Below are 25,361 nucleotides of genomic sequence, written 5' to 3'. Positions count from 1 at the left end.
GGGGCGGCGTTAGCGAGACAGCAGTTCAGCCCGCTCGGGGTTGTGGTCAAACCATTCAGCGACGTACCAGCACATCGGCAACACACGCAGCGACGAATTCGCTTCGACGTCGTCGACCGCGAACTTCACGAGGTCAGCGGCATAACCTTTTCCCCGATGGGCCGGCTGGGTATACGTGTGATTGAACGAGATGGAGCTTCCGTTGGTGCGGTAATCCGCCACAGCGACAAGCGCACCGTCGACGTTCATGACGTAACGGGCAGCATCCTTCTCATGAATAAAGTCTGTAGCCATAACTCTCTAGCCTAGGCGGGAAGGGCGGCTTCAATTGCACCGACGATGGCCGGATCATCCGGAACAACAGTCGGACGGAAGCGCTTAACTTCGTTGCCGGGCGTCACCAAGAATTTTTCAAAGTTCCACGCGACCCGCCCCGCCTTACCGGCACCGTCGGCAGTCTTCTTCAACTCGGCGTACAGCGGGTGAGCTGACTTGCCGTTGAGCTTGACCTTCTCAAACATGGGGAAGGTCACACCCCACGTCATCGTGCAGTATTCCTTGATGGCATCTTCGCTGCCCAGTTCTTGCAAGAACTGGTTGCTGGGAAATCCGAGAACCGTGAAACCACGGTCCCCGTAGGTCTTCTGTCGCTGCTCGAGCTGCTCGTACTGCGGCGAGAGGCCACAACGCGACGCCACGTTGACGATGAGCACCACTTTGTCTTGATAATCGGCCAGCGTCGTTTCGCTGCCATCGATAGTGGTGAGGGGAATATTTCGGAGTTCGGTCACGCTATAAAACTACGCCCGCAGTCTGAACGCCCGCCCACGACATCCCGAAAGTTGCCAGCGACGTTCGCTAAAATGGGAGTTTCTGCACTCGCGCTTCGCGCGGTACACCGAGAGTGAGTTCATGCCCGATAGCCCCATGTCAGCGAGTGCGTACGACGTACTTGGTGTTCAGGCATCGGCGACCGAAGTCGAGCTCAAGAAGGCGTTCCGTCGAGCACTTCGAGAAACGCATCCCGACACCGGGGGAGACCCGACCAAGTTCGCTGCAGTACAGGATGCGTGGGATCGCGTGGGCACCCCAGAGAAGCGTCGTCGCTACGACGCCGGTTCCCGCACGAACGCCCACAGCACCCCGGCAAGCTCTTCGCCCTTCTCTTCACGACCGTCGACAGCAGCGCGCGAAGACTCCCGCCCTCGCGCCCGCACTCACGGGCATCCCGGTGGCTGGCGTCGCGAACGTTTTCTCGACAGCATGCGCGAGTGGGTCGGTCGCGGCGTCACGCTCGACGACCCCTACGACCCCGCCCTCGTTCGCAGCGCTCCGCGCGAAATTCGACGCACGCTCGCGGATGCCCTGGCTGAAGAAGCTACTGCTCGAACGGTGAGCAATCTGGGCATTGGCTACACGATCTGGCACGACGTTTCGACCGGGCCGCCGGAGCGCAAACTCGACCACATCGTGCTGGGCCCCACTGGCCTCTTCGCGATGCTCTCCGAAGACTTCGGTGGCGAAGTAAAGGTTCGCCGCGGCGAGCTCATCGGCCCTGCCGTCGCACCAGAGAAGCCCATGCACGAGCTAGCTGCGCGGGCCAAGTCGATCAGCCGCCAACTGAAGGTCAACTTCACCTGTTTCGTGATCGTGGTGCCCGATGACGCGCTAGCTCAACCCCAGATCTCGCTCGGAACAGTCAAGGGGCAACCCGCCGTTGTCGTGCGGCAGAGCGTGCTGGCGCACTTACTTCGCACCGGCCCCGAGCTCGGCCGCGGGCGCGAAATTGGCGGCAACGAACTTTTCGACGTGCGCACTCGACTCACTAGCGGCATCCGTTTCGTCGAATAGCGGTTCGCGGTTCACCCCCTCTTCATCGATCGTTCATCGCAATCTCTCCGTGCTTAACGCTCACGATTCTTCGTGGGAGTAGGGTGTGCACGTGAAGACCACTGCCCCGCTGGCACGACGGCTCAGCGTCTTCGACGCCACCGTGATCGGACTGGGTTCGATGATTGGTGCTGGCATCTTCGCCGCCTTCGCCCCAGCTGCTCTCGCTGCCGGCTCTGGGTTACTCATTGGGCTGGCGATCGCGGCTCTCGTGGCGTGGTTCAACGCCTCGGCGAGTGCGCAGCTCGCAGCGGTCTATCCGGTGGCCGGTGGCACATATGTCTACGGGCGCGAACGACTTGGCCCCTGGTGGGGATTCTTCGCGGGCTGGTCATTCGTGGTCGGCAAGACGGCAAGCTGTGCAGCCATGGCGCTGATCTGTGCGGCGTATATTGCGCCCGCAGGCTCTGAGAAGCTCGTCGCCGTGCTGGCCGTCGTTATCGTGACCACGGTCAATCTGCGCGGAATAACCCGCACCGCATCAGCAACTAAGGTCATCCTCGTGTTTGTCGTCGCCGTGCTGATCGGCGTCATAGCGTTGGTCCTGATCGCCGGCGATGCCACGACGAGCCCGTCGGCCGTGCAGACAGCGTCAGGGGCGCCTCAGGCCTACGGAGTTCTGCAGTCGGCGGGCATCCTCTTCTTTGCTTTCGCGGGCTACGCTCGCATCGCCACGCTGGGGGAGGAAGTACGCGATCCCCAGCGCGCCATCCCTCGCGCCATCATGGGAGCCCTCGGCGTTGCAGCGGTTCTCTACGCGGCGGTCGGGGCAACCCTCCTGACGGTTCTCGGCCCCGACAAGCTCGCGAGCTCTCGGGCACCGATCAACGATTTGCTGTCAGTTGCGGGATGGGGCGACGCATCGGCCCTCGTGGCAATAACGGCCGCTCTCGCCTCGCTGGGAGCATTACTCGCGCTCATGGCGGGGATTGGGCGCACCACGCTCGCCATGGCGCGCACACGCGATCTGCCGCGGTGGCTGGATGCCGTGCATCCGACATTCTCGGTTCCTCACCGCGCAGAACTCGTTGTCGCTGCGCTGGTGATCGTCATCGTTCTGATCGCCGACGTGCGCAGGGCGATCGCCTTCTCCTCGTTCGGAGTGCTGCTGTACTACTTCGTCGCAAACGTTGCGGCGTACACGCAGCCGGCATCACAGCGTCGTGTCCCGCGTGCAGTAAACATCCTCGGCGCGATCGCGTGTTTATTGCTGGTCGCTACGGTCCCGTTCATCGGCATCGCCGTTGGTGTCGTTGTTCTGGCAGTCGGGATTCCTGTACGTTTGCTTTCTAATCGCCAGTCTCGGCCAGTTTTCACCCATGAAACATAGGCTAGTTTTCTCTTAAGAAAGAGGGTTATCGGTTCGTGATTCGCGCAATTAGCTACAACCTCCGCAAGCACAAGGCGGCGTCGGAGCTCGAAGCTCTCTCGCACACCCCCGACCTCGACGTGCTGTGCCTCCAAGAAGCGATCTCTACCCAGCTGCCCGAAGAAATCGGCAACTTGCATCTCGCTGACTCCACAAAAAATAATCGCTTGGGGCTCGCGGTGTACTACCGTCGCGACCGCTATGAGCATCGCAAGAGCCAGGCATTTGAACTCAAGAAGTCGCTTCACGACCGCGTTTTCACGCCCACAACGGAACGCCTCGTCGGCTCCCAACTCGTGGATCGCGAGACGGGGCATGAGCTTGTTGTCGCGTCGTTCCATGCGGCACCGCTCACGGCACTCAATTCGCTGCGCCGCAACCAGATCAAGGCCGCCCACGGAATGCTCGCCGAGCTTGGCGCGGGTGCGCCCATGCTGATGCTCGGCGACTACAACTATCCGCTCTTCAAAGATGGGCTTACGCAGCGCGTCAACAAGACCGGCTATGACCTGTCTCTGAGCGACCGCACCACGTATACAAACTACAAGTTCTTCCGCGGCCATTTCGATTTCGTCACTTCTCAAGGGTTCACCATCGAAGGCGTAGAAACGATGCCGCGCGGTTCCTCGGACCACTTGCCGATCTTGGTAACCGCGTCTTACGGCTCCACGAATACGCATAAGTCCACGGTGTCGCCCGCCGAGACATTCTCTAACTAACGACGAAGAGGGGCGCAGCTTTCGCTGCGCCCCTCTTCGTTATTGTGAGCCTGTGGTGTGGCTAGCTAGCCTTCGCCGCCTAGGTTGCCCGCGAGACGCTCGTGCATGTACTGGCTGGCTTCGTTCATGCCGATCAGGATCACGCGCTTCTCAAGACGCTCGTACTTTGTCGTAATCGCGTCGAGCGCGGCCACCGTCGAGGCATCCCAGATGTGCGAGTTCGACATGTCGATAATCACGCGGTCGGGGTCATCCGTGTACTCGAACTGGGTGGTGAGGTCGTTGCTCGAAGCGAAGAAAAGTTCGCCATTGACGCGGTAGTACACGGTCGGCACTGCTTCGTCTTCGGGGAGCGTGCGCTCGACAGTGGCGAAGTGAGCCACTCGACGTGCGAAGGCGACCATGGCAACGACGACGCCGACAAGAACGCCGATCGCGAGGTTTTCGGTGGCGACCACGACGATCACGGTCGCGACCATGACGGTCGTCTCGCTCTTCGGCATGCGCTTGAGCGTGGACCAGCTCACACTGTGCCAGTTGAAGGTCGAGACAGCCACGATGATCATGACGGCGACGAGGGCCGCCATGGGGATGATCGCAACGACATCGCCGAGAACGACGACAAGGATGAGCAGGAAGACACCCGCGAGGAACGTCGAGATACGCGTGCGAGCACCCGAAGCCTTCACGTTGATCATCGTCTGGCCGATCATTGCGCAACCGCCCATTCCGCCGAACAGGCCGGAGAGTACGTTGGCAACACCTTGGCCCCAGGCTTCGCGGGTTTTGCGCGAGTGGGTGTCGGTGATGTCATCCACGAGCTTGGCGGTCAACAGCGATTCCAGAAGACCAACGAGTGCCATCGCGATAGCGAACGGGCCAATGATCTGCAGCGTCTCCCACGTCAATGGAACGTTAGGGATGAACAGCTCGGGCAGGCTGCGGGGGAGTTCGCCCTGATCGCCGACGGTCGGGACCGCGATGGCGAAGGTGACGGTAACAATCGTCAACAGCACGATGGCTACGAGAGGTGCGGGGATCACCTTGGTGAAGCGTGGCATCAGCACCATGATTACGAGCCCGACTGCTACGAGCGGGTACACCATCCACGGCACGTGGAAGAGGTGCTCGAGCTGAGCCATGAAGATGAGGATGGCGAGCGAATTGACGAAGCCGAGCATCACGCTGCGCGGGATGAAGCGCATGAGCTTTGCGACGCCCAATACGCCAAGCAAGACTTGAAGCAGCCCACCCAGGATGACGGTGGCGATCAGGTAATCCATGCCGAACTCACGAGCGACCGGGGCTACGACAAGAGCGATGGCTCCCGTGGCGGCGGTGATCATGGCCGGACGTCCACCAAGGAATGCGATGGAGATGGCCATCACGAACGAGGAGAACAAGCCAACCCGGGGGTCGACTCCGGCGATGATCGAGAACGAGATTGCCTCGGGGATCAGCGCGAGTGCCACCACAAGCCCGGCAAGTACTTCACGAGTGAGGATGCGGGGAGTGCGGAGGGCCGTCATGACGGACGGCTCCGCACGATAACGATCGGCGCGATTTGCTTGCGTGATGGCCATGAGGTTCTCCTACCAAAGGAGCCGCGAGAATGCGCGACTGACGATGCGATGTGAGCCGAGTACCTGGTTATCCGGCACGGCTATACGCCAGCAACACTGCCGACTACGAGTCGGCTGTTCTCCGACTAGACAAGGGTGGTTGGCAGCACAAGAGCGCGAACCTTTTTCCACGATAGCCGATCACGCAGATTCATGGGTGACTCCCAGCCAGTGCAGTACACGCCCAGCACACGCCCAATACACGTGCGGGGCGATCTGGCTGATCGGCTAGAAGAGGCGGTTTCGAGCGAAGACTCCGGCGAAGAGCGCGTGAGCCAGCGGCAACGCGGAGGCGATCATGAGAATGAGACCCACGGTGGGGTCGGTAGGGCGCAGCAAGATACCGCCAATGAGGAGTGCGGTGAACAGGATGGCAGACAGCACGCGACGCACGAGCTGTTCGATTGCCCGAAGTCGCTTATCGGCACTGGGCGTCTCGACCGCCAGCTGGCCGCGCTGCATGAGCGTTGCGACGCTCTCGAGTTGTTGCGGTAAGCGAAGAATGAGGCCGGCCGAGGAGAGCGCCTGTTTGGCGAACTCCCGTACGGTGCCGCCGCCTTCGTCTCGCGCTAGTCGTGCCGCAAAGGGTTCGATCGCGGTCCACACGTTGTAAGCGGGGTTGAGGTCGCTCGCGACGCCCGACGTGACTGAGACCGCCCGGATGATCAGCAGAAAGTTTTCTGGTAGCTGGAACGGCATCGTGCGCACGACTTCACTGAATTCGTTACCGAACGCACGAAACTCTTGAGGGTCAACCTGCTGCAGTTCGGTGAAGCCCATGCCACCGAAACGATCGAAGAGCTCGCCCATGGCTCGTTCGAGCGGCGCCGTCTCCGCTGTGCGCAGCAGGATGCCCATGTCGCGCACGCTGGCGACAAGTCCCGGGGCGTCGCGCGCTGCGGCAGCAATGATGAGGCGCTGAAGGCCGCGGCTGAGGTTCTCGGGAACCTCGCCCATCATCCCAAAGTCGATGAACGTGAGCGTCCACTCGGGCGTCGAGGAATCGGCGCGCTGCGGATCGGCCGGTGTCACAAAGATATTGCCCGGATGCGGGTCAGCGTGAAAGAACCGGTGCATGAAGAGCTGCTCGAACATTGCCCGTGACAGTTCATCAGCAACTTCTGCGGGATCAATTCCCGCTGCACGCAGTCGCTCATGATCGTTGATCTTGATAGCGGTGGCATCAGCGAGGGTCAGGATGCGTCGAGTCGAGCGCTCCCACACCACCTCGGGTGCCTGCACTCGAACATCATCAGCGAAGTTTTCGGCGAAACGTTCGGCGTTGCTGCCCTCATTGAGATAGTCAATTTCGCGCAGACTGATGATCGCGAACTCTTCCAACAGCGCGGGGAGATCTACTCTGCTCGACACGAAGCGCACACGGCTCAGCCAGGCTGCAACGCGGCGCAGCGCGGCGAGGTCGACGTCGATGATGTCGGCGATACCTGGTCGCTGCACTTTCACGACGACATCCGCAAAACCGACGTCACTGGCCTCGGCATCGGTCAAGCGGGCACGGTGCACTTGACCGAAGGATGCCGCAGCAACCGGCGTGGGATCAAACCGCGCGAAGGCGCGCTCCAGCGGTAGGCCCAGCTCGCGCTCGGCGCTCTCTCTGATCAGCGCGAAGTCGACAGCCGGCACTTCGTCCTGCAGTCCCTCAAGTTCGCGGGTGATTTCACCCGGCAGCACGTCGAGGCGCGATGACATGAACTGGCCGACCTTGATCATGAGACCGCCGAGATCAACGGCTAACCCGTGAAAGTTGCGCGCGATGTGAGCCGCACGGGCAAGACGACGCCGAGCGGCGATCCGCTCCAGCCCGAAGCGCGGCAGGACAAGCTCGAACCACCACTCCAGAACCATGTACCGGGCAGCGAAGCGCAGAATCCGCCGGTAGCGGGCGCGCAGCTGTCGGGTGTCGGTCATTACATCTCCCTTGAGCCGACGGTGCGGCGGGTCCGATCAGTCCTGAGCGAGAATTGCGTACAGCTTACGTCGCGCATCATCAATGATCGTGATGGCGTCATCGATCTGCTCGGGGGTGCCGGTGCGCATAATCGGCACGACTGCTTCCGCGAGTTTGGCTGCGGAACGCGGGAGGGCTGTGGGCCGTGTCGTTCCCTGCGTGTCCGCGTCTTTCCACGGAGCGGGTCGAGCAGCCTGGGCCTCGTCATGACCCTTCTCGGTGAGCGTGTAGGTCTTCTTACCTTCAGCCTCGTGAGCTTCGATCAGTCCTTCGTCGGCGAGCAACTGCAGTGTGGGGTAAACCGATCCGGGGCTGGGCTTCCACGCACCGTTGCTGCGCTTGTCGATCTCGCGAATGATCTGGTAGCCGTGCATCGACTCTTCGGCGAGCAGCGACAGGATGGCGACGCGAACGTCTCCACGGCCCATGCGCGGTGCTACGCGACGTTCGAATTCTGAGCGCACGTTATCGAGCGCGTCCCACAGCCCCTGGCCGGCCGTGTCAAAAGCGTCAGAGAAGGAGCGGCGCGAGTTGTGGCCACTGGTTCCGAATGAGTTATTCATGCTGATCCTCCAATCGGTGGATGCGGGGCACAAGCGGCCCTGCCGATAGTTAACGATACATCGTTAATTATCGCTCCGCGTAACGCTCAGCGAACCCAAAGCATTCTTTCGTAGACCCGAGCAACAATCCCGTTTTACTGTATTCGCGCAGGTAAGAGGAGTTAACTGGGCGCATGGCAGCTACAGTCTCAGATCAGCTCATCGGCCAACTACAAGACGCAGGGGTCACCCGCATCTATGGAATCGCGGGGGACAGCCTCAACCCCATCGTCGACGCGGTGAGGCGCACCGGCGGGTCCGCTAAGGGCGGCATCGACTGGATTCACATGCGCAACGAAGAGGCGGCAGCCTTCGCGGCCAGCGCCGAAGCACAACTGACCGGTCAGCTCGCGGTCTGCGCTGGCAGCTGTGGGCCAGGCAACCTGCACCTCATCAATGGCCTCTTCGATGCGCACCGCAGTGGTGCGCCGGTGCTGGCGATAGCCAGCCAGATTCCCTCGGCTGAAATCGGCAGCGAGTACTTTCAAGAGACTCATCCTGATCGTCTCTTCGTCGAGTGCTCGAACTACCGCGAACTCATCTCAACGGCCGCACAAGCTCCCCGAGTTGTGAATTCCGCACTTCGCCATTCGATTAGTCTCGGCGGAGTTTCCGTCATCACGCTTCCCGGAGACATCGCCGGGCTCGACGCTGTCGGCAGCGCGCCACAGCTGGCTCGCCCGGGTATTCCGGTCTTGGCCCCTGCGGCTACCGATGTGGCGTCTCTCGCTGAGGCCATCAATTCATCCGAACGGATCGCAATCTTCGCGGGCGCAGGAGTGGCAGGCGCGCACGATGAGGTCGTAGCGTTCGCAGATCTGCTTGCCGCTCCGGTCGGCCACACCCTCCGGGGCAAGGAATGGATCCAGTACGACAACCCATTCGATGTCGGGATGACCGGAATGTTGGGTTATGGCGCAGCGCACGATGGCATCTACGATGCCGATCTCCTCATCCTGCTCGGCACCGACTTTCCCTACGAACAGTTCTTGCCAGACGGTTCGCACGAGCGAATCGCTCAAATCGACACGAAGGCAGAGCACTTAGGGCGACGCACTAACGTCGACATTCCGGTTCACGGCGACGTGGCAGCGACCATCGCCGCAGTGACACCGTTGATCACGAGCCGCCCCAACCGGAGCTTTCTGGAGAAGACCCTCAAACGTCATCACCGTCTGTTGAATAGCGTGGTTGACGCCTATGCCACAAATGTCGAAAAGAAGATTCCGATTCATCCAGAATTCGCTGCATCGCTGCTTGACGACCTCGCCAGCGACGACGCGATCTTCACCGCCGATACAGGCATGTGCAATGTGTGGCAGGCCCGCTACATCAACCCCAACGGTCAGCGTCGCCTCATCGGCTCGTTTCTGCACGGATCGATGGCGAACGCTCTCCCGCAAGCCATCGGCGCTCAACTGAGCCACCCCCATCAGCAGGTCATCGCAATGTGTGGCGACGGAGGGTTGTCGATGCTGATGGGCGAGCTAATCACCGTCGCGGCAAACAAGCTCCCGGTGAAGATCGTCGTCTTCAACAATTCAACCCTTGGCATGGTCAAGGTTGAGATGCTCGTTGACGGGTTCCCCGATTTTGGCGTTGATGTCCCGACTGTTGACTTTGCCGCAGTCGCAAACGCCCTCGGAATCTTTGGCCAACGGGTGGAAGACCCCACCGACATCCACTCAGCACTCACGGCGGCGCTCGCTCACGACGGGCCAGCACTTGTCGATCTAGTTACCGATCCTCTTGCCCTGTCTCTTCCGCCCACTATCACGGGGGAAATGGCCCGCGGGTTCGCACTAGCGATGTCGAAAGTCGTCATGAATGGGGGAGCGGGCGAGGCTGTGAAACTAGCAAAAAGTAACATCCGGTTGCTCCCGGGCGCCCTGTAAGCCGGTCCTAACGAGGCGCCTGCGGAAGCTCTCCCGAGTTTTCGCAGGCGCTCATTCTCACCTGAGTAATCCGTCTGGGCAAAAAAATAGCTCGGACCCATAATCATGGATCCGAGCTATTTCGATGTCTTACGACACCTCGCTGTGCGCGAAGGGGGACTTGAACCCCCACGCCCTTTCGGGCACTAGCACCTCAAGCTAGCGCGTCTACCAATTCCGCCATCCGCGCGCATCTGCGGCGCTCTAGGAGCACCGCCGAGATAAGAGAATAGCACCCTTTTTGAGCACCAAAACACACATCGCTTTCATGACCCCCGCGAAGCCCTTTTTCGCCTGCCGTGGCGTGCAGATTTTTGCTGACGAGACGGCTAGCGTGGCCTTATGACTTCTGAGCCAGAACTTGAGCGCACCGCGCGCATCGCGCAAGATCTCATCCGATTTGATACTTCCAACTACGGGGAGGGTCGATCGAACGGTGAGACGGTAGCCGCCGAATACTTGGGCGCACTGCTCGAAGACATGGGTCTCACTACCCAGTACTTCAACGCCGCTGAGGGTCGCACCACGGTGATCGCCAAGGTCGAGGGAAGCTACGACACCGAGTCATCAGCCCCTCATGCCGCCGAGCGCCCCGGACTGATTCTGCACGGCCACACCGACGTGGTGCCTGCAGATCCCAAGAACTGGTCCGTCGATCCGTTCGGGGGCGTCATTCAAGATGGCCTTCTGTGGGGCCGTGGCGCGGTCGACATGAAGAACATGGATGCCATGATCGTCACCGCTCTCGGCGACATTCTGGGCGCCGGCAAACGCCCCGCTCGCGACCTCACGATCGCGTTCTTCGCTGACGAAGAAAATGGCGGCGAATACGGGTCACACTTCATGGTTCAGAAGCACCCCGAAGTTTTTGCGGGTGCGACAGAAGCCATCAGCGAAGTGGGCGGCTATTCGGTAGATCTTCAAGGTCAGCGCGCCTATCTCTTGCAAACGGGGGAGAAGGCGCTCATGTGGATCAAGCTGACCGCCCGCGGCATGGCTGCCCATGGTTCGCGCGTCATCAGCGACAACGCGGTCACTAAACTCGCCGAAGCAATCGCGATCATTGGCCGTCAGGAATGGCCGGTTCGCCTCACCGACACCACGACGCTCCTCATCGCTGAGCTGTCACGCATTCTCAATATTGATCCCGAAGAGGTCGGCCCCGACCAGCTGATTCTCGCTACTGGTACTGCCTCCGGCTTCCTGCAAGCCACTTTGCGCACGACCAGCAACCCCACGCTGCTGAATGCTGGCTACAAGCACAACGTGATTCCCGACGTCGCTGAAGCGCTCGTCGACATCCGCACCCTTCCTGGCGAAGAGGATGAGGTGCTCGCCCAAGTGCGTGCGCTGCTGCCGGATGAGATCGAGATCGAGATGATGCACCGCGACATCGGGCTCGAAACCAGTTTTGACGGCCCTCTGGTCGACGCCATGGTCAACAGCTTGGGAGTCTTCGACCCCGGAGCCCCCGTGCTGCCGTACTTGATGTCGGGTGGCACCGACAACAAAGCACTCAAGCTGCTCGACATCACGGGCTACGGTTTTGCGCCCCTACAGCTGCCGCCGGAAATCGACTTCCCGGGGATGTTCCACGGTGTTGACGAACGAGTGCCGCTAGACGCATTAGTCTTTGGCAGGCAGGTCTTGGGAGACCTGCTTCTCAAGTACTAGTTCTTAGCTGATCGGGAGCGCTCCATGGGTTTTATCGAGGCCATTATTCTTGGGCTTGTTCAGGGCCTCACGGAGTTTCTTCCCATCTCCTCGAGCGCCCATCTGCGCATTATGGGCGAGTTTTTACCCTCTGCGAGCGACCCCGGCGCGACATTCACGGCAATCACCCAGTTGGGCACCGAGCTCGCTGTCATCCTCTACTTCCGCAAGGACATTGCACGCATTCTGAGCCGCTGGTTTCAGCAGTTCCGCAGTAGCGGCGGCGCTCACGGCGAAGTAATCGACAAGAACCATCCGGATGTTCGCCTCGGCTGGCTCGTGATTCTCGGCACCATCCCGATCGTTCTCGTGGGCTATTTCGCTCAGGAATACATCCGTTCAACGTTCCGCTCGCTGTGGCTCGTCGCAACCGTGCTGATCGTCTTCGGCATCATTTTGGGAATCGCCGATTATCTCGGAAAGCGCACTCGTGCACTCGACGAAATGACGTACGGCCACGGCATCACGATTGGCCTCGCGCAAATGCTCGCGCTCGTTCCTGGCGTGTCGCGCTCGGGATCGACGATGACGGCAGGTCTCGCGCTCGGCTACACGCGGCCCGCGGCAGCTCGGTTCGGATTCTTGCTCGCAATCCCCGCGGTATTCGGCAGCGGGCTCTACGAACTCGTGCACAGCTTCGGTGAACCAGCTCAGGTTTTCACCTACGCCGAAACCGCCGTCGCCACAGTGATTGCGTTCGTCGTCGGCTACGTCGTTATTGCAGCCCTCATGCGCTATATCGAGAAGCGGTCGTTCTTGCCGTTCGTGATTTATCGCGTTGTTCTCGGCGTCGCGCTCTTCGTGCTGTTGTCGCTCGGCGTCATCCAGCCCGTCTAGTCACCACGATCGTTGCGCAGAGACCGCGGGCTCAGCAACGAACGATCGTCAGGGTGGCGTTAGTCCTTGCCCCGCCACGGTTCGTCACCAGCGGCGCCCTGGTCCGGCTTGTCGTCGCCACGACGGAGGTACTTTTCAAACTCTTGAGCGATCGCTTCGCCACTGGCTTCCGGCGAATCGACGGTGTCGCGGGCTTTCTCCAACTGCTCAATATACGACGACATGTCTTCGTCTTCACCCGCAAGAGCATCGATGCCGGTTTCCCAATCCGCGGCGTCGGTGACGAGCTCGCCGCGCGGGATCACGACATCCACGATTTCTTCAAGCTTGTCGATGAGCGCGAGCGTGGCCTTGGGTGACGGGGCGTTGTGCACGTAGTGCGGCACGGATGCCCAGATCGACATCGTGGTGATGCCGCTGGCTTCTGCCGCCTGACCCAACACCGACAGGATGCCGACAGGCCCTTCATATGTGCTGCGCTCGATACCGAGAGCCGTGCGAACGCCAGCGTTCTCGCTCGAGGTGAACACAGAAATCGGTCGAGTGTGGGGCACGTCCGCGAGCATCGCTCCAAGAAAGACGATCGAGGTAATTCCGTTATCCACGACGGTCTCGAGGATGTCGCGAGCGAAAGCCTTCCACGAACGCGACGGCTCAGTGCCGAGCAGAAGATAAATGTTCGATTGATTGTTGGCGCTCAACTGCAGTTCGGCATCCGCCGCAATGCTCTCGGGGCGAGCGGCGTTGGGCCGCGACGGACCGTACATGGTGACCGAGGGCCACGTGAGCACCCGGTTGCCATCGTCGTCGTGAGAAAGCACAGGGCGATTGAACTGGTAGTCGAAGTACTCTTCGGGGTCAACTTCGGAGATGGGATAAACGTCGAGCTGCTCCTTGAGCGATCGCACTGCACCGCTGGCCGCTTCTCCGGCGTCATTCCACCCCTCGAAGGCAACGACGAGGAGTCGTCCGTTCGCAAATGGGGTGTTAGTCACAGGTCTCCTTGGGGTGCATGCCACGAATGTCGCTTAGTCAAGGATAGAACTACGATGGTGCGTTGTGACTCACTCCACTCCAGCGGCCGTCCTGTGGGACATGGACGGCACGCTCATTGACTCAGAACCTTATTGGATTTCGGCCGAGATTAGGGTCGTTGAATCCTTCGGCGGCGAGTGGACCCATGAGGATGCCATGTCGTGTGTCGGCAATGGACTTGTGGAGTCTGCCCGTGTGATGCAAACGAAGGGCGTGACCCTCGACGCGCAGGTGATTGTTGATCAGCTCACCGACAGCGTCATGGCTCAGCTCAAGGAGTTCGGTATTCCGTGGCGCCCGGGGGCACGCGAACTGCTCACGGAGCTGCGTGAATCGGGAGTCCCGACCGCTCTCGTCACGATGTCGATCGGCCGCATGGCTCAGCATGTCGTAGAAAACCTTGGCTTCCGCGGCTTCGATGCCGTGGTCACGGGCGATGACGTCGAGCACGCTAAGCCTCACCCGCAGCCCTACCACATGGGCGCAGCCGCGCTCGGAGTCGAGATCTCCGACTGTGTGGCGATCGAGGATTCACCTCCCGGCGCATCATCTGCCTACGCCTCGGGCGCCACCGTGATCGGAGTGCCCTTTATGGTTGACATTCCCGAAGAGAAAACCCACGTACTGTGGCCGACTCTCGAAGGCCGAACTCTTGACCATCTCTCCGAACTTCACGCAAAGGTGACCACGCGATGAGCGACGTATTCCGACGACAGAGCGGCCCCTTTCGCGAGGGAGACCGCGTTCAATTGACTGGCCCGAAGGGTCGGCTCAACACCGTGACGCTCGAAGCTGGGGGAGCGTTCCACACGCACCGCGGCGTGCTGAGCCACGATCTGATCATCGGGCAGCCGGATGCCAGTGTCGTCGTCAGCACGAACGACATCGAATATTTGGCGATGCGCCCGCTGCTCACCGACTTTGTGATGTCGATGCCGCGCGGTGCCGCGATCATCTACCCGAAGGACGCAGCGCAGATCATCGGGCAAGCCGACATCTTCCCCGGCGCTCATGTTGTTGAGGCCGGTGTGGGTTCCGGTGCCTTGTCGCTGTGGCTGCTGCGCGCCATCGGGCCAAGCGGCAAGCTCAATTCCTTCGAGCGTCGTGAAGAGTTCTCTGAGATCGCTCAATCCAACGTTCAGGCATTCTTGGGCGCGAAGCCCGACAACTGGTCGGTCACCGTTGGTGACCTCCAGGAGCAGCTGCCAGCATCCGTCGAACCGGGCTCGGTTGACCGCGTTGTGCTCGACATGCTCGCTCCTTGGGAGTGCATCGAGGAGTGCGCTGAGGCTCTGACCCCTGGCGGTGTACTACTCTGCTACATTGCCACCGTGACCCAGCTGTCGCGCGTTGCTGAAGCCATCCGTTCCACTGAGCTCTTCACGGAACCCGATTCCAGCGAGACCATGGTGCGGGGCTGGCACGTCGAGGGATTGGCTGTACGCCCCGATCACCGCATGGTTGCCCACACCGGTTTCTTGATGACGGCCCGCCGTCTCGCGCCCGGTTCCGTTCTCCCCGAGCTCAAGCGTCGCGCTTCGAAGTCGGACTTCAAGGACGAGGATGTCGAGGCCTGGACCCCCGGCGCGCTTGGCGACCGTAATTCCAGCGCCAAGCGCCTGCGAAAGACCGCACGCGAAGCGAAAAAGGCGGCTGATGCCGCGACGACTGACCGGTAGAGTGTTGACGATGTCTGTGTCGATGAAAAGAGTGTTTGTGCGCAAGCTTGCAGTAGTGGCCGTGAGTGCCGGAGTTGTTGTTTCGTTGGCCGGTTGCGCCAATGGTCCGTTGAGTTTCGCGGACTGCACTCCGATCTACTCGTCTGGTGCCAACACCGCGTTGGTCACCACTACGGGTGAGTTCAGCGCAGACCCCGAGGCCGAGTTTCCCACGCCTCTCGTGGCGTCTGACCTCGAGAACACCATCGTGACGGTCGGCGACGGCGAAGAACTCAATGCCGGCGATGTTGCCACCATTCAAATCACGATCTACGACGCGGCAACGGGTGACCAGCTCATCTCAACAGGCCACGACACTGCGGGTCTTCGCGTTCCTGTGACCGAGCGCGAGCCGATCTTCGGTGAGATCGCTCAGTGCGCGACCGTGGGCTCGCGAATCGTCACAGTGGGTGCCGCTGGCGACATCCTCGGTGCCGAGAACATTGCGCAAAACCAGCTCGCGCTTGCCGAAGACGACGCCATCGTCATGGTGAGCGACGTCGAATCGCGCTTCCCGGGTAAGGCTGACGGTGTGAGCAAGCCCGCTCCGGCCGGACTTCCCGCGATCGTCTTGGCTCCGAATGGCCAGCCTGGCTTCACCTTCCCGGCAGGTGACGCTCCCTCCGAGCTTCAATACGCGGCCCTCAAGGTTGGCTCTGGCGAGAAGATCACCGAGGGCGACGCAGCAGTCATGCACGTCAGCGGAATCGAGTGGGGCGCAGATGCCACATTCACCAATAGCTGGGAGGACTCGGGTGTTCCCGGCACCTTCCTTGTCGAGAGCACCGCGACGTCGGAGAGCGGTCTGCCGCCCGGACTCGCTGAGGCCCTCATCGGCCAGACCGTTGGATCGCAGATTCTCGTTGTCTTGACTCCGGATGTGGGCTTCGCCCCGGGTTCAGAGCCCACCGGCGTCACGAGCGGGGCGACCTTGGTCTTCGTGTTCGACATCCTCGGAATTCAAGAGCAGTAACCGTTACCACGACACGGCCGGGTGTCAGAGACAAAAGGATTTGACTCGTGCCAGCACCGAAAGTTCCTAACGAAGAACGGCTCTTCAGCCTCGTTTTGGCGTTGCTCTCTACCGAGAATGGACTCACCAAGAGCGAGATACTGTCGACCGTTCAGGGCTATCGCCAGCGGTTCGTACACTCGGGCGATAACGCCAATCTTGAGCGACAGTTTGAACGCGATAAAGACGATATTCGTGAGCTCGGGGTGCCACTCGAAACAATCGAGCCACCCGAGCAAGCGGGTAACAACCAGAACCTTCGTTACCGCATCCCGCGCGTTGATTACGAGCTTCCCGACGACATCGCCTTCTCCGCAGAAGAGTCGACTCTTCTTGGTCTCGCGGCCATGGTGTGGCGTGAAGGATCGCTCTCTGAGGGCTCTCGGCGGGCAATCGTTAAGCTGCGGTCGCTCGGCATTGAAACCGCAGAGCCTGTTCTGAGCTACGCGCCCCAAGTGCGCGTTCGCGACGAGGCTTTCGAGCCACTGCGGGAAGCTATGGACCGCCGCGTGCTCGTGAACTTCGAGTATTTGAAGCCGGGGGAGCAGACCTCGACGACGCGTCTCGTGGCGCCACTCGCGCTGGTGCAGCATCAAGGGCGGTGGCACTTGTATGCGAAAGATCCTGCAACGGACACCTTCAAGACGTTTTTGCTTCGTCGCATGGTGAGCGGCATCCAGCGCACTAAAAAGACGTTCGATTACCCCACCGATAATGCAACAGCGCAAGCCCTCGCCGGGCTGGAAGAGGTCTGGCAGTCGAACGTTGCGCTCTTGCGTGTAGAGCCAGGAACCGACGCAGCCACCCGGCTCGGTAAACGCCGCGGCGCAGTGATGCACCCGGACTGCCGCCTCGAAGTGAACTTCACTGATCTGAATATCTTCGCGGATGAGCTTGCCAGCTTCGGTCCCGAGGTTGTCGCGATTTCCCCACCCGCCCTGCGCTCCGCAGTGATTGAGCGCCTCACGAGAACGGTGGCAGACCATGGCTAACAAGATTCCGCCCCTGCGCGCGCAAGACAAATTGGTCTTCCTGCTCGCTCTCGTGCCGTACTTGATGGATCGTGACCGCGTCAGCGTGGCGGAAGCCGCGAAGCACTTCGGTGTTCCTGAACAGCAGATTCGCGAGGCCGTTCGCCTTATCGCGGTGTCTGGTATTCCCGGAGAAACCGCCACGTATCAAGCAGGCGACCTGTTCGACATCGCCTGGGATGACTTCGAAGACAACGATCAGATCGTGTTGACCCAGCTGGTTGCCATCGATGATTCGCCACGGTTTTCCGCCCGCGAAGCATCGGCCTTGATCGCCGGCTTGCAGTACCTTTCGAGCCTGCCCGAGCATGCGGATCGCGAAGCCATCGCCACGCTCACCTCCAAGCTGTCCCGGGGCGCCTCGGCTGCACCGACAGCGGTAGCGGTGGAATCGAGCGCGCTCGACGAAACGCTGGCCCTCATCCGCGAATCTGTTGCCGCGGGCACCCAGATCGAATTTGATTACCGCAACTCGCGCGGCGAGTCTGAGCGTCGTCGCATTGACCCGCTCCGGGTCGAATCTGTGGATGCCGACTGGTACGTGCGTGGCTGGTGTCACTCTCGCGAAGACGTAAGAACGTTCCGCCTTGACCGCATCTCGCAGCCAGCAATGACTACTGAAGCGATTACGCACACCGCTGGTGATGTGAATCTTCCCGAAACACTCTTTGACACGTCAGACGAAGATATCGAGGTCGGCATCGAGGTTGTGCCCAGCGCCATTGGCCTGCTGGGGGACTACGTGGCCGATGACGCGCCACGAGTTGCTGCCGGAGATCGCGTGCGCACTACCGTTCGCGTTCCGCACTTTCACGGGCTCAAGCGACTGATCTCTGGCCTGCCGGGGGTCGTGACGGTTGTCTCACCTCCGGAAGCACGCGAAGCCGTGGCACGGTGGGCACAGGCTGGCGCCGAGCAGTATGCAGAAGAGCAGTAGGTGACGGCATGATCGCATGGTGGGGGTGGCTGTTGATCTGGGTGGGCCTCGTGCTCGCTCTTCTCATCATGCTCGTGGTCATGGCGTGGGTGCTGTTTCGCAAGGCGATGGCATTGATGAGCGACCTCTCGGATGTCGTAGACAAAACTGCGACTCTCGACGTGGAATCAGAGAAGATTTCGAAGCCTCAGATCGCGATTCTCACTGAGATGGCAGAGATTCGTGACCGGCACGAGGCCCACCGACGCCGGCGTCTCGAGCTTAAGGAAGCTCGGCGAGAACGGCGCCTCGAGCGCGGCAGAACGATTACGCAACGCGACGCGTCGGTCATGCAGTGGCCTCAGGGCTGGTCGTAGGTGGGCTGGGTTTTCGCCGCCGGCTTCATCCTGATCGCCCTGCTCTGGTTTGCAACCTGGCTGCGGCGCCGCACAATTCGTGCGCTCCTTCTCACAACGGGCGCTCAAACCATCGGTACGAGCAGTCTTCAGAGCCGCGGTCGACGATTACCTCGAATCGCGGTGCGCTACACCGACAACGCGGGAACCGAGCGCGTGATCGTCAAAGCGATCGTGAGCGCGGGGGATACCGAATTGCTGCAAAAACCCGCCGTCGTGCTCTATCACCCGAAACACCGCGGTCGTTCGGATTACGTATTGATGGGCTTCGGCGCCCAGCCACGGCGGTGGTTCCACGGCGAATTCAGCCGCGAGAAGAAGCCGTCCCGCTAACTCCCCGCTGACTCCCCGCTGTGCGCCCAATCTCGACCAACCTAGGTATGATTGGCCTACGCAGCCTTCGATTCTTAAGGAAGTTCTCCATGCTCGGCAATCTCAGCGGTTGGCACCTTGTCATTCTCTTGGTCGTCATTCTTCTGCTTTTTGGTGCACCGAAGCTTCCCGGGCTTGCTCGCAGTCTCGGCCAGTCGATGCGTATCTTCCGCAGCGAGGTCAAGACGATGAAAGACGAGAACAGTTCTGACGCTCCGACCGACTCGTCGTCGGACTCGAACAGCGACACTCCTCCTAAGCCTTAATCCCTATGGCAGTTCGCGCCGAGAGGTGGCGTTCCAAGAGTGAAGAACGGATGTCACTCGGTGCGCATCTCGTAGAGCTCAAAAAACGGCTGTTCATTTCAGCGATCGCCATTCTGGTGACCGCTATTGCCGGGTTTATCTTTGCTGACTTTTTCATCGATGCACTTCGCGCACCGGTTACGTCAATTGCGGAGTCATCCGGCCGCGGGGCGGCGTTGAACTACGACGCCGTGACTCAGGCCTTCGATATCCGCATGCAGATCGCGTTCACCGTCGCGATTGTGGCGGCGAGCCCCGTGTGGCTCTATCAAGTGTGGGCTTTTCTCGTTCCCGGCTTGGTGCGCAAAGAAAAGCAGTACGCTATCGGATTTTTGGCTACCGCCATTCCGTTGTTCCTTGCCGGTTGCGCCGCCGGTTGGTACGTCATGCCGAACATCATCACGCTGATGTTGGGCTTCGCTGGCGAGCAAGACCTGTCCAATTTGAACGCAAAGTATTACTACGACTTCATCGTCAAGCTCTTGCTGTCAGTGGGCATCGCTTTCGTTTTGCCCGTATTCGTCGTGCTGCTCAACCTCGTCGGCGTGCTCTCCGCGTCAGCGATTCTCAAAGGTTGGCGCATCGCCATCCTGACCATCTGCGTCTTCACTGCGATCGCTACGCCGGCTGCTGACGTCATCTCGATGTTCCTGCTCGCGATCCCCATGATCATGCTGTACTTCATTGCAGCCTTCATTGCGTGGATCCACGATCGCCGGGTAGCTAAGCGCGCCGCGCTGATTGACCCTGACGTGAGCAGCGAACTCTAGACTCTGAGCGCTTAGGCTGTAGTCAATGAGTGAACTGTCTCCCGCCGAACGGTACGCCGCGGCGAAGAAGCGTCGGGGGTACCCGGTACTCGAAGCCTTCCGCGCTAGTCAGCGCTTTGACCTCGATGATTTCCAGATCTCGGCGTGCGAGGTCGTCGAGTCCGACAAGAGCGTTCTGGTCGCGGCACCCACCGGTGCCGGCAAGACGATTATCGCCGAGTTCGCCATTTATCGGGCTATGCAACTGGATGGCCCCAAGGTCTTCTACACCGCGCCGATGAAGGCACTGAGCAACCAGAAGTTTCAGGAGCTCGTCGGCGAATATGGTCCCGAGGCTGTCGGCTTGCTCACGGGCGATACCAATGTGAATGCGGGCGCCCGCATCGTGGTGATGACCACCGAGGTCCTTCGCAACATGCTCTATGCGAAGTCGGACCTATTGACGAACCTCAGCACTGTAGTGATGGATGAGGTCCACTTTTTGGGCGACCGCTTCCGTGGTGCCGTCTGGGAAGAAGTGATCATCCACCTTCCCGAAGATGTGCGCATGGTCTCGCTCAGCGCAACGGTGTCCAACGCCGAAGAATTCGGCGACTGGCTCCAAGCGGTGCGAGGCGACACAGAAGTAATCGTGTCTGAAGAGCGCCCGGTGCCTCTCGAACAACACGTCCTGGTTGGCACGAAACTGATTGATCTCTTCGACTCGTCTGGGCTCGCCGCGACCAACCGTGTAAACCCCGAGCTCGCGCAGATGGCCCGCTTCGGTGGCCGCAGCCAATCGGTCGGCAACCGCCGCAAGAGCAACCGCCAGAACTCCTATGGTGGCCGTCCACAGCGCACACGCATGGACCGCGCGGATGTCGTGGCGATGCTCTCTTCCAAGAACCTTGTTCCTGCCATCTTCTTCATTTTCAGTCGCATGGGCTGCGACCAGGCCGTGAACCAGGTCTTGCGGGCTGGTGTTCGCCTAACGACCTCCGAGGAACGCGATGAGATCCGCGAAATCGTGGAGGCTCGCTGTCGCACCTTGCTCGACGAAGACCTCGCCGTTCTCGGGTATTGGGATTGGCTCAGCGGCCTCGAACGTGGCGTTGCCGCTCACCACGCCGGCTTGCTGCCCGCGTTCAAAGAGGTAGTAGAAGAGCTTTTCCAGAAGAAGCTTGTGAAGGCAGTCTTTGCTACGGAAACGCTGGCGCTCGGTATCAATATGCCGGCCCGCACCGTTGTCCTCGAAAAACTCGAAAAGTTCAACGGTGAAGCTCGAGTGCCGATCACCCCGGGGGAGTACACCCAACTCACCGGGCGCGCCGGTCGACGGGGCATCGACATCGAAGGCCACTCGGTCATCCAATGGGTCGATGGTCTCGACCCGCAGGCAGTCGCGTCGCTCGCCTCACGCCGCACCTACCCGCTCAACTCAAGCTTCAAACCGACCTACAACATGGCGGTCAACCTCATCGAGCTCTTCGGTCGCGAACATACTCGCGAAATTTTGGAATCGAGCTTCGCGCAATTCCAAGCCGACCGCGCCGTTGTCGACCTCGCGCGCAAAGTTCGTTCGCAGAAGAACTCGCTCGAGGGCTATGCGAAGTCGATGGAATGCCACCTAGGCGACTTCGCCGAGTACTCCCGCATCCGGCGCGAACTCAATGACCTTGAGAAGAAGGCTCAGCCCCGTGGTGATGCGGGTCACCGCGGCGAACGTGAACGTCGACAGCGCAAGCTCGGCGAGCTGCGCAATCAAATGCGCAAGCATGATTGCCACGCGTGTCCGGAACGCGAATCCCACGCTCGTTGGGCCGAACGCTGGTGGCGCCTCAAGCGCGAAACCGACCAGCTGAGCCGCCAGATTCAGAACCGTACAGGTGCTGTCGCGAAGATTTTCGACCGCGTCACCGACGTTCTCACTCAGCTCGAATACATCGAGCCGGGCAAGAACGGCGAGATGACCCTCAACGAGCACGGGCGCGTCTTGCGCCGCATCTACGGCGAACGCGATCTTCTCGTCGCTGAATCGCTGCGCCGAGGATTCTGGAACACGCTGGATGCTGCCTCGCTTGCCGCGATGGCCACCACCCTGGTCTACGAACCTCGTCGCGATGAGGGCGACCTGGGTGACCGCTACCTGCCGCGAGGTGCGTTCCGCGAGGCTTTCGATAAGACCTCCACGCTGTGGGCGCAACTCGACGACCTCGAGCGCGACAACCGGCTTCCCGGTAGCCAGCCTCTCGCCACTGGCCTCGCCCTGTCGATGTATCGGTGGGCCAATGGAGCCACCCTCGATTCTGTTCTCGACCTTACCGATATGGCCGCGGGCGACTTCGTGCGCGTCACGAAGCAGGTAATCGATCTGCTTGACCAGTTGTCGGTAGTGGCCGACGGCGATGTTGGACGCACCGCGCGCAAGGCACTCGATGACATCCGCCGTGGAATCGTCGCCTACAGCTCTGTCGCTTAGGCTCGACTCGTGATGCCCGATAAACCCGTTGCTGTGCTGCCCTTATGGGCTGCGATCGTTACAGCACTGGCCTCCGGCCCGATCATGGATGCCGGATTCCCCGACATCAGCGTCTGGCCGATGACTTTTGTGGGCATCGGCCTCATGCTGCTGGCTCTTCGCGGTCGACGCTCGTGGGCCGCGTTTCTCGTCGGCTTTCTCGGAGGGTTTGCGTTCTACCTCACGCACATCTCGTGGGCCTCGCTCTTCTTAGGGCCCGTTCCCATGCTCGCGCTGTCGTTCTTAGAGTCACTCTTCGTAGCCCTCGGAGCGTTGGCGATCACGCTCGCGTATCGCTGGCTGCCTCGGGCCTTCGGGGCGGGCTGGGGCGCGACGCTAGCGCTAGCCATCGTCGTAGCGGGCCTCTGGACAGCCCGCGAAGCGTGGATGAGCGTGTGGCCCTACGGCGGCTTCTCTTGGGGGCGCGTCGCTCTCTCGCAAGCAGAGAGCCCCCTCGCACCACTTTTTCCGTGGATCGGCGTCTCCGGGGTGAGCTTCACGATCGTTCTCGTCGTTGCGCTGACTCTCGCCGCCACCGAGTACTCGTGGCGCCACTACAGCGAGCTACCTCTGGATGCCCGCGCTCAACACGTGTCGCGCGCGCTGCGCACAGCATTCGTGCCGGTCGCTGTCTTCGCCCTCATGCTCAACGTTCCGACGTGGCAGGCGACGCTCGACGGCACCCTGCGCGTCGGCGCCGTCCAGGGCAATGGCAAGGCTGCCTACTTTGACGAGCGTGAGCGTGGCGATCTCCTTACCGCCCAGCTCACCGCGACTGAGCCTCTCTATGGCCAAGACCTCGACCTCGTCGTGTGGCCCGAGGGTGGCACTGACGTATCACCGCTGAGCAATAGTTATGCGGCATCCGCATTCGACTACGTGGTCGAGCAGACTGGCGCGCCCCTGATCTCCGGTGACATCACCGAGCGTGACGGCAAGATCTTCAATAGTCAACTGTTGTGGATGCCGGGGGAGGGCGTCGTGGACATTTACGACAAGCGTCACCCCATCCCGTTTGGCGAATATGTGCCGAATCGCGAGTTCTGGGCGCAGTTTGCCCCCGATCTCATCGGACTCATCGCGCGGGATTACTCCATCGGTACGACTGACATGGTTTTCGACGTCAATGGCGTCACGGTCGGGGTGAACATTTGCTTTGACATTGTCGACGATCAAATCTTGACTGAGTCGGTCGAGCAGGGCGCGCAAGTGATCATCGCGTCGTCGAACAACGCCGATTTTGGTATGACTGACGAGAGCGCTCAGCAGCTGGCTATGGCTCGTATCCGCGCGCTCGAGCTCGGCCGCAGTGTCGTCAATATTTCAACCGTGGGGCTCAGCGCGATCATCGCTCCTGATGGAACCACGATCGCCGAGGTTCCGTGGTACACGGCCGCCACGATGGTGGAGGATGTGCCGCTATCGACGAGCATCACTCCTGCGGTCGTGTGGGGTCGAGAGATCGAATGGCTCGTGTCTGGACTCGGACTCGGTGCCCTCATCGTTGCAGGATTGGCCGGTCGGAGAAAGAATGCCTAACGTCGTCGTGGTGGTTCCCACCTACAACGAAATCGAGAACATCGCCTCGATCGTCGGTCGTCTGCGCCAAGCGGTGCCGCGTGCCCATGTGCTTGTAGTGGATGACTCGAGCCCCGACGGCACGGGGGAGCGCGCTGAGGAGCTAGCCGCTGCTGATCCAGGAGTGTCGGTGCTCCACCGACCCGCCAAGGAAGGCTTGGGAAAGGCGTACCTCGCGGGCTTCGCGCTCGCTCTGGAGCGCGGCTATACCTACATCGTCGAAATCGACGCGGACGGCTCGCACGACCCCGCCGAATTACCCGCGATGATAGCCCTCGCTAAGGCCGGCAACGATCTCGTCATCGGATCGCGCTGGGTGCCGGGTGGATCAGTCAAGAACTGGCCGTGGTACCGCCACAGCGTGTCGCAGGCCGGAAACACCTATGCTCGGCGAGTGTTGCACTCCGACATTCGCGATCTCACCGCGGGCTTTCGGGTGTTCCGCGCGAGTGCTCTGCGAGAGCTCGGCCTCGAAGGCGTCTCGTCGCAGGGGTACTGCTTTCAAGTAGAGCTGGCCTGGAACTTAGAACGTGCGGGCTACCGAGTGGCGGAGCATCCGATTACCTTCGTTGAGCGCTCAACGGGCCGGTCAAAAATGCATGCAGGAATTGTTGCAGAGGCACTGCTCAGGGTCACCGGATGGGGAATATCGGCGACCCTGAGTTCAGTACGTCGTTAGGCGCCGATCTTCTGCTGGCCGCGACGGGCGCGCAAGAAGTCGAGACGCTCTTGAAGGAGCTCTTCTAGTTCGGGGCGAGTGCGACGTTCGAGAAGCATGTCCCAGTGGCTACGGGGAACCTTCACGTCGACCTCATCGAGTTCTACCAGTTCGCCGTTGTCATCGAGGAGTGTTCCTTCTTGACCCGTCTTGGCGTCTAGCCACTGCTGGGGAACTTCGGCGTCAGACGAGAACATCACTTCAAAAGTGTTTCCGTCGGTCGCCTTGTATACGCTCTTTTTCCGCGGGGAAAACTCGACACCCTCTTCGCTCTGTAGGCTCTGGGTACCAAGTCTCATGCCGCGCAAGCTGCGATCTGCCATCGTGTGGCCTCCTTC

Annotated in this window: 25 protein-coding genes and 1 tRNA gene; 18 read left to right on the top strand and 8 right to left on the bottom strand. The window is 60.8% G+C overall.

The genetic code is table 11. The features are described 5' to 3' along the window. Window positions 1–9 precede the first annotated feature (9 nt). On the bottom strand, window positions 10–294 hold the full coding sequence (locus ACWTV1_RS00990; RefSeq protein ID WP_498503769.1) for a GNAT family N-acetyltransferase: 285 nt from the start codon (window positions 292–294) through the stop codon (window positions 10–12). A gap of 11 nt (window positions 295–305) precedes the next feature. After that, a complete protein-coding gene (locus tag ACWTV1_RS00985; protein WP_498503768.1) occupies window positions 306–791 on the bottom strand; it encodes a glutathione peroxidase in 486 nt (161 codons plus the stop codon). A gap of 121 nt (window positions 792–912) precedes the next feature. Between ACWTV1_RS00985 and ACWTV1_RS00980 the strand changes: the two genes are divergently transcribed. The 3 genes from ACWTV1_RS00980 to ACWTV1_RS00970 all read left to right on the top strand — a co-directional run bounded on the left by ACWTV1_RS00980 (window position 913) and on the right by ACWTV1_RS00970 (window position 3,978). After that, window positions 913–1,851, top strand: coding sequence for a J domain-containing protein (locus tag ACWTV1_RS00980; protein ID WP_498503767.1), 939 nt, complete (start codon window positions 913–915; stop codon window positions 1,849–1,851). Window positions 1,852–1,942: 91 nt separating this feature from the next. Next, complete coding sequence (locus ACWTV1_RS00975; RefSeq protein WP_498503766.1) at window positions 1,943–3,220, top strand: APC family permease; 1,278 nt, start codon at window positions 1,943–1,945, stop codon at window positions 3,218–3,220. Window positions 3,221–3,258: 38 nt separating this feature from the next. Beyond that, on the top strand, window positions 3,259–3,978 hold the full coding sequence (locus ACWTV1_RS00970; RefSeq protein ID WP_100389311.1) for an endonuclease/exonuclease/phosphatase family protein: 720 nt from the start codon (window positions 3,259–3,261) through the stop codon (window positions 3,976–3,978). Between the two features lie 65 nt (window positions 3,979–4,043). Here the strand turns inward: ACWTV1_RS00970 and ACWTV1_RS00965 are convergent, their stop codons facing one another. The 3 genes from ACWTV1_RS00965 to ACWTV1_RS00955 all read right to left on the bottom strand — a co-directional run bounded on the left by ACWTV1_RS00965 (window position 4,044) and on the right by ACWTV1_RS00955 (window position 8,132). Continuing rightward, the gene (locus ACWTV1_RS00965; RefSeq protein WP_498503765.1) at window positions 4,044–5,561 is read right to left on the bottom strand and encodes a SulP family inorganic anion transporter; all 1,518 of its coding nucleotides are present in this window, start codon (window positions 5,559–5,561) and stop codon (window positions 4,044–4,046) included. A gap of 267 nt (window positions 5,562–5,828) precedes the next feature. Continuing rightward, window positions 5,829–7,529, bottom strand: a complete 1,701-nt coding sequence (locus tag ACWTV1_RS00960) for an ABC1 kinase family protein (protein WP_498503764.1) — start codon at window positions 7,527–7,529, stop codon at window positions 5,829–5,831. A 36-nt stretch (window positions 7,530–7,565) separates the two neighbouring features. Continuing rightward, entirely contained in the window at window positions 7,566–8,132 is a 567-nt protein-coding gene (locus ACWTV1_RS00955; RefSeq protein ID WP_100389028.1) for a PadR family transcriptional regulator, read from the bottom strand. A gap of 173 nt (window positions 8,133–8,305) precedes the next feature. Between ACWTV1_RS00955 and ACWTV1_RS00950 the strand changes: the two genes are divergently transcribed. Next, on the top strand, window positions 8,306–10,066 hold the full coding sequence (locus ACWTV1_RS00950; protein WP_498503763.1) for a pyruvate dehydrogenase: 1,761 nt from the start codon (window positions 8,306–8,308) through the stop codon (window positions 10,064–10,066). Between the two features lie 145 nt (window positions 10,067–10,211). Here ACWTV1_RS00950 and ACWTV1_RS00945 read toward each other — a convergent pair. Continuing rightward, a tRNA-Leu gene (locus ACWTV1_RS00945) sits at window positions 10,212–10,295 on the bottom strand. A 152-nt stretch (window positions 10,296–10,447) separates the two neighbouring features. Here ACWTV1_RS00945 and ACWTV1_RS00940 point away from each other — a divergent pair. After that, a complete protein-coding gene (locus ACWTV1_RS00940) occupies window positions 10,448–11,779 on the top strand; it encodes a M20/M25/M40 family metallo-hydrolase (protein WP_100389029.1) in 1,332 nt (443 codons plus the stop codon). 24 nt (window positions 11,780–11,803) lie between these two features. Beyond that, on the top strand, window positions 11,804–12,655 hold the full coding sequence (locus tag ACWTV1_RS00935; RefSeq protein WP_100389030.1) for an undecaprenyl-diphosphate phosphatase: 852 nt from the start codon (window positions 11,804–11,806) through the stop codon (window positions 12,653–12,655). A 59-nt stretch (window positions 12,656–12,714) separates the two neighbouring features. Here ACWTV1_RS00935 and ACWTV1_RS00930 read toward each other — a convergent pair whose 3' ends face one another. Then, entirely contained in the window at window positions 12,715–13,650 is a 936-nt protein-coding gene (locus ACWTV1_RS00930) for a proteasome assembly chaperone family protein (RefSeq protein ID WP_100389031.1), read from the bottom strand. Window positions 13,651–13,714: 64 nt separating this feature from the next. Here ACWTV1_RS00930 and ACWTV1_RS00925 point away from each other — a divergent pair, with 64 nt between their 5' ends. The 12 genes from ACWTV1_RS00925 (at window position 13,715) to ACWTV1_RS00870 (ending at window position 24,984) form a co-directional block, all read left to right on the top strand. Then, a complete protein-coding gene (locus ACWTV1_RS00925; RefSeq protein ID WP_498503762.1) occupies window positions 13,715–14,386 on the top strand; it encodes an HAD family hydrolase in 672 nt (223 codons plus the stop codon). Beyond that, the gene (locus ACWTV1_RS00920; RefSeq protein ID WP_100389032.1) at window positions 14,383–15,369 is read left to right on the top strand and encodes a tRNA (adenine-N1)-methyltransferase; all 987 of its coding nucleotides are present in this window, start codon (window positions 14,383–14,385) and stop codon (window positions 15,367–15,369) included. The genes ACWTV1_RS00925 and ACWTV1_RS00920 overlap by 4 nt, the downstream gene beginning before the upstream one ends. Window positions 15,370–15,379: 10 nt before the next feature. Continuing rightward, on the top strand, window positions 15,380–16,381 hold the full coding sequence (locus ACWTV1_RS00915) for an FKBP-type peptidyl-prolyl cis-trans isomerase (protein ID WP_498503761.1): 1,002 nt from the start codon (window positions 15,380–15,382) through the stop codon (window positions 16,379–16,381). 47 nt (window positions 16,382–16,428) lie between these two features. Next, window positions 16,429–17,412 (top strand): helix-turn-helix transcriptional regulator, encoded by a 984-nt coding sequence (locus ACWTV1_RS00910; RefSeq protein WP_100389033.1) that lies wholly within the window; start codon window positions 16,429–16,431, stop codon window positions 17,410–17,412. After that, on the top strand, window positions 17,405–18,388 hold the full coding sequence (locus ACWTV1_RS00905) for a helix-turn-helix transcriptional regulator (protein ID WP_498503760.1): 984 nt from the start codon (window positions 17,405–17,407) through the stop codon (window positions 18,386–18,388). Before ACWTV1_RS00910 ends, ACWTV1_RS00905 begins: the two co-directional genes overlap by 8 nt. A gap of 8 nt (window positions 18,389–18,396) precedes the next feature. Continuing rightward, complete coding sequence (locus ACWTV1_RS00900) at window positions 18,397–18,744, top strand: hypothetical protein (protein WP_498503759.1); 348 nt, start codon at window positions 18,397–18,399, stop codon at window positions 18,742–18,744. After that, entirely contained in the window at window positions 18,745–19,116 is a 372-nt protein-coding gene (locus ACWTV1_RS00895; protein ID WP_498503758.1) for a hypothetical protein, read from the top strand. 89 nt (window positions 19,117–19,205) lie between these two features. After that, complete coding sequence (tatA, locus tag ACWTV1_RS00890) at window positions 19,206–19,421, top strand: Sec-independent protein translocase subunit TatA (RefSeq protein ID WP_100389037.1); 216 nt, start codon at window positions 19,206–19,208, stop codon at window positions 19,419–19,421. 50 nt (window positions 19,422–19,471) lie between these two features. Then, the gene (gene tatC, locus ACWTV1_RS00885; protein ID WP_498503757.1) at window positions 19,472–20,230 is read left to right on the top strand and encodes a twin-arginine translocase subunit TatC; all 759 of its coding nucleotides are present in this window, start codon (window positions 19,472–19,474) and stop codon (window positions 20,228–20,230) included. 25 nt (window positions 20,231–20,255) lie between these two features. Then, complete coding sequence (locus ACWTV1_RS00880; RefSeq protein ID WP_498503756.1) at window positions 20,256–22,688, top strand: DEAD/DEAH box helicase; 2,433 nt, start codon at window positions 20,256–20,258, stop codon at window positions 22,686–22,688. A 12-nt stretch (window positions 22,689–22,700) separates the two neighbouring features. After that, window positions 22,701–24,266 (top strand): apolipoprotein N-acyltransferase, encoded by a 1,566-nt coding sequence (gene lnt, locus ACWTV1_RS00875; RefSeq protein WP_498505013.1) that lies wholly within the window; start codon window positions 22,701–22,703, stop codon window positions 24,264–24,266. Further along, complete coding sequence (locus ACWTV1_RS00870; protein ID WP_498503755.1) at window positions 24,259–24,984, top strand: polyprenol monophosphomannose synthase; 726 nt, start codon at window positions 24,259–24,261, stop codon at window positions 24,982–24,984. Before lnt ends, ACWTV1_RS00870 begins: the two co-directional genes overlap by 8 nt. On the opposite strand, the gene ACWTV1_RS00865 is transcribed toward ACWTV1_RS00870, so the two are convergent. Continuing rightward, window positions 24,981–25,346 (bottom strand): RNA polymerase-binding protein RbpA, encoded by a 366-nt coding sequence (locus ACWTV1_RS00865; RefSeq protein ID WP_100389042.1) that lies wholly within the window; start codon window positions 25,344–25,346, stop codon window positions 24,981–24,983. The two genes, ACWTV1_RS00870 and ACWTV1_RS00865, sit on opposite strands and share 4 nt — an antisense overlap. Window positions 25,347–25,361 lie beyond the last annotated feature (15 nt).

The organism is Salinibacterium sp. VpJ6, assembly GCF_059767345.1.
The sequence above is the reverse complement of the archived record's forward strand: the minus strand, read 5'-3'. Positions and strand labels throughout refer to the sequence as shown.

Bases quoted from the DNA above. Each gene is read 5' to 3' on its own strand.
- ACWTV1_RS00935 (WP_100389030.1), top strand. From the start codon at position 11,804: ATGGGTTTTATCGAGGCCATTATTCTTGGGCTTGTTCAGGGCCTCACG.
- ACWTV1_RS00915 (WP_498503761.1), top strand. From the start codon at position 15,380: ATGTCTGTGTCGATGAAAAGAGTGTTTGTGCGCAAGCTTGCAGTAGTG.
- tatC (WP_498503757.1), top strand. From the start codon at position 19,472: ATGTCACTCGGTGCGCATCTCGTAGAGCTCAAAAAACGGCTGTTCATT.
- ACWTV1_RS00880 (WP_498503756.1), top strand. From the start codon at position 20,256: ATGAGTGAACTGTCTCCCGCCGAACGGTACGCCGCGGCGAAGAAGCGT.
- ACWTV1_RS00960 (WP_498503764.1), bottom strand. From the start codon at position 7,529: ATGACCGACACCCGACAGCTGCGCGCCCGCTACCGGCGGATTCTGCGC.
- ACWTV1_RS00870 (WP_498503755.1), top strand. From the start codon at position 24,259: ATGCCTAACGTCGTCGTGGTGGTTCCCACCTACAACGAAATCGAGAAC.
- ACWTV1_RS00950 (WP_498503763.1), top strand. From the start codon at position 8,306: ATGGCAGCTACAGTCTCAGATCAGCTCATCGGCCAACTACAAGACGCA.
- ACWTV1_RS00940 (WP_100389029.1), top strand. From the start codon at position 10,448: ATGACTTCTGAGCCAGAACTTGAGCGCACCGCGCGCATCGCGCAAGAT.
- ACWTV1_RS00920 (WP_100389032.1), top strand. From the start codon at position 14,383: ATGAGCGACGTATTCCGACGACAGAGCGGCCCCTTTCGCGAGGGAGAC.
- tatA (WP_100389037.1), top strand. From the start codon at position 19,206: ATGCTCGGCAATCTCAGCGGTTGGCACCTTGTCATTCTCTTGGTCGTC.
- ACWTV1_RS00990 (WP_498503769.1), bottom strand. From the start codon at position 294: ATGGCTACAGACTTTATTCATGAGAAGGATGCTGCCCGTTACGTCATG.
- ACWTV1_RS00955 (WP_100389028.1), bottom strand. From the start codon at position 8,132: ATGAATAACTCATTCGGAACCAGTGGCCACAACTCGCGCCGCTCCTTC.
- ACWTV1_RS00900 (WP_498503759.1), top strand. From the start codon at position 18,397: ATGATCGCATGGTGGGGGTGGCTGTTGATCTGGGTGGGCCTCGTGCTC.
- ACWTV1_RS00865 (WP_100389042.1), bottom strand. From the start codon at position 25,346: ATGGCAGATCGCAGCTTGCGCGGCATGAGACTTGGTACCCAGAGCCTA.
- ACWTV1_RS00980 (WP_498503767.1), top strand. From the start codon at position 913: ATGCCCGATAGCCCCATGTCAGCGAGTGCGTACGACGTACTTGGTGTT.
- lnt (WP_498505013.1), top strand. From the start codon at position 22,701: ATGCCCGATAAACCCGTTGCTGTGCTGCCCTTATGGGCTGCGATCGTT.
- ACWTV1_RS00905 (WP_498503760.1), top strand. From the start codon at position 17,405: ATGGCTAACAAGATTCCGCCCCTGCGCGCGCAAGACAAATTGGTCTTC.
- ACWTV1_RS00965 (WP_498503765.1), bottom strand. From the start codon at position 5,561: ATGGCCATCACGCAAGCAAATCGCGCCGATCGTTATCGTGCGGAGCCG.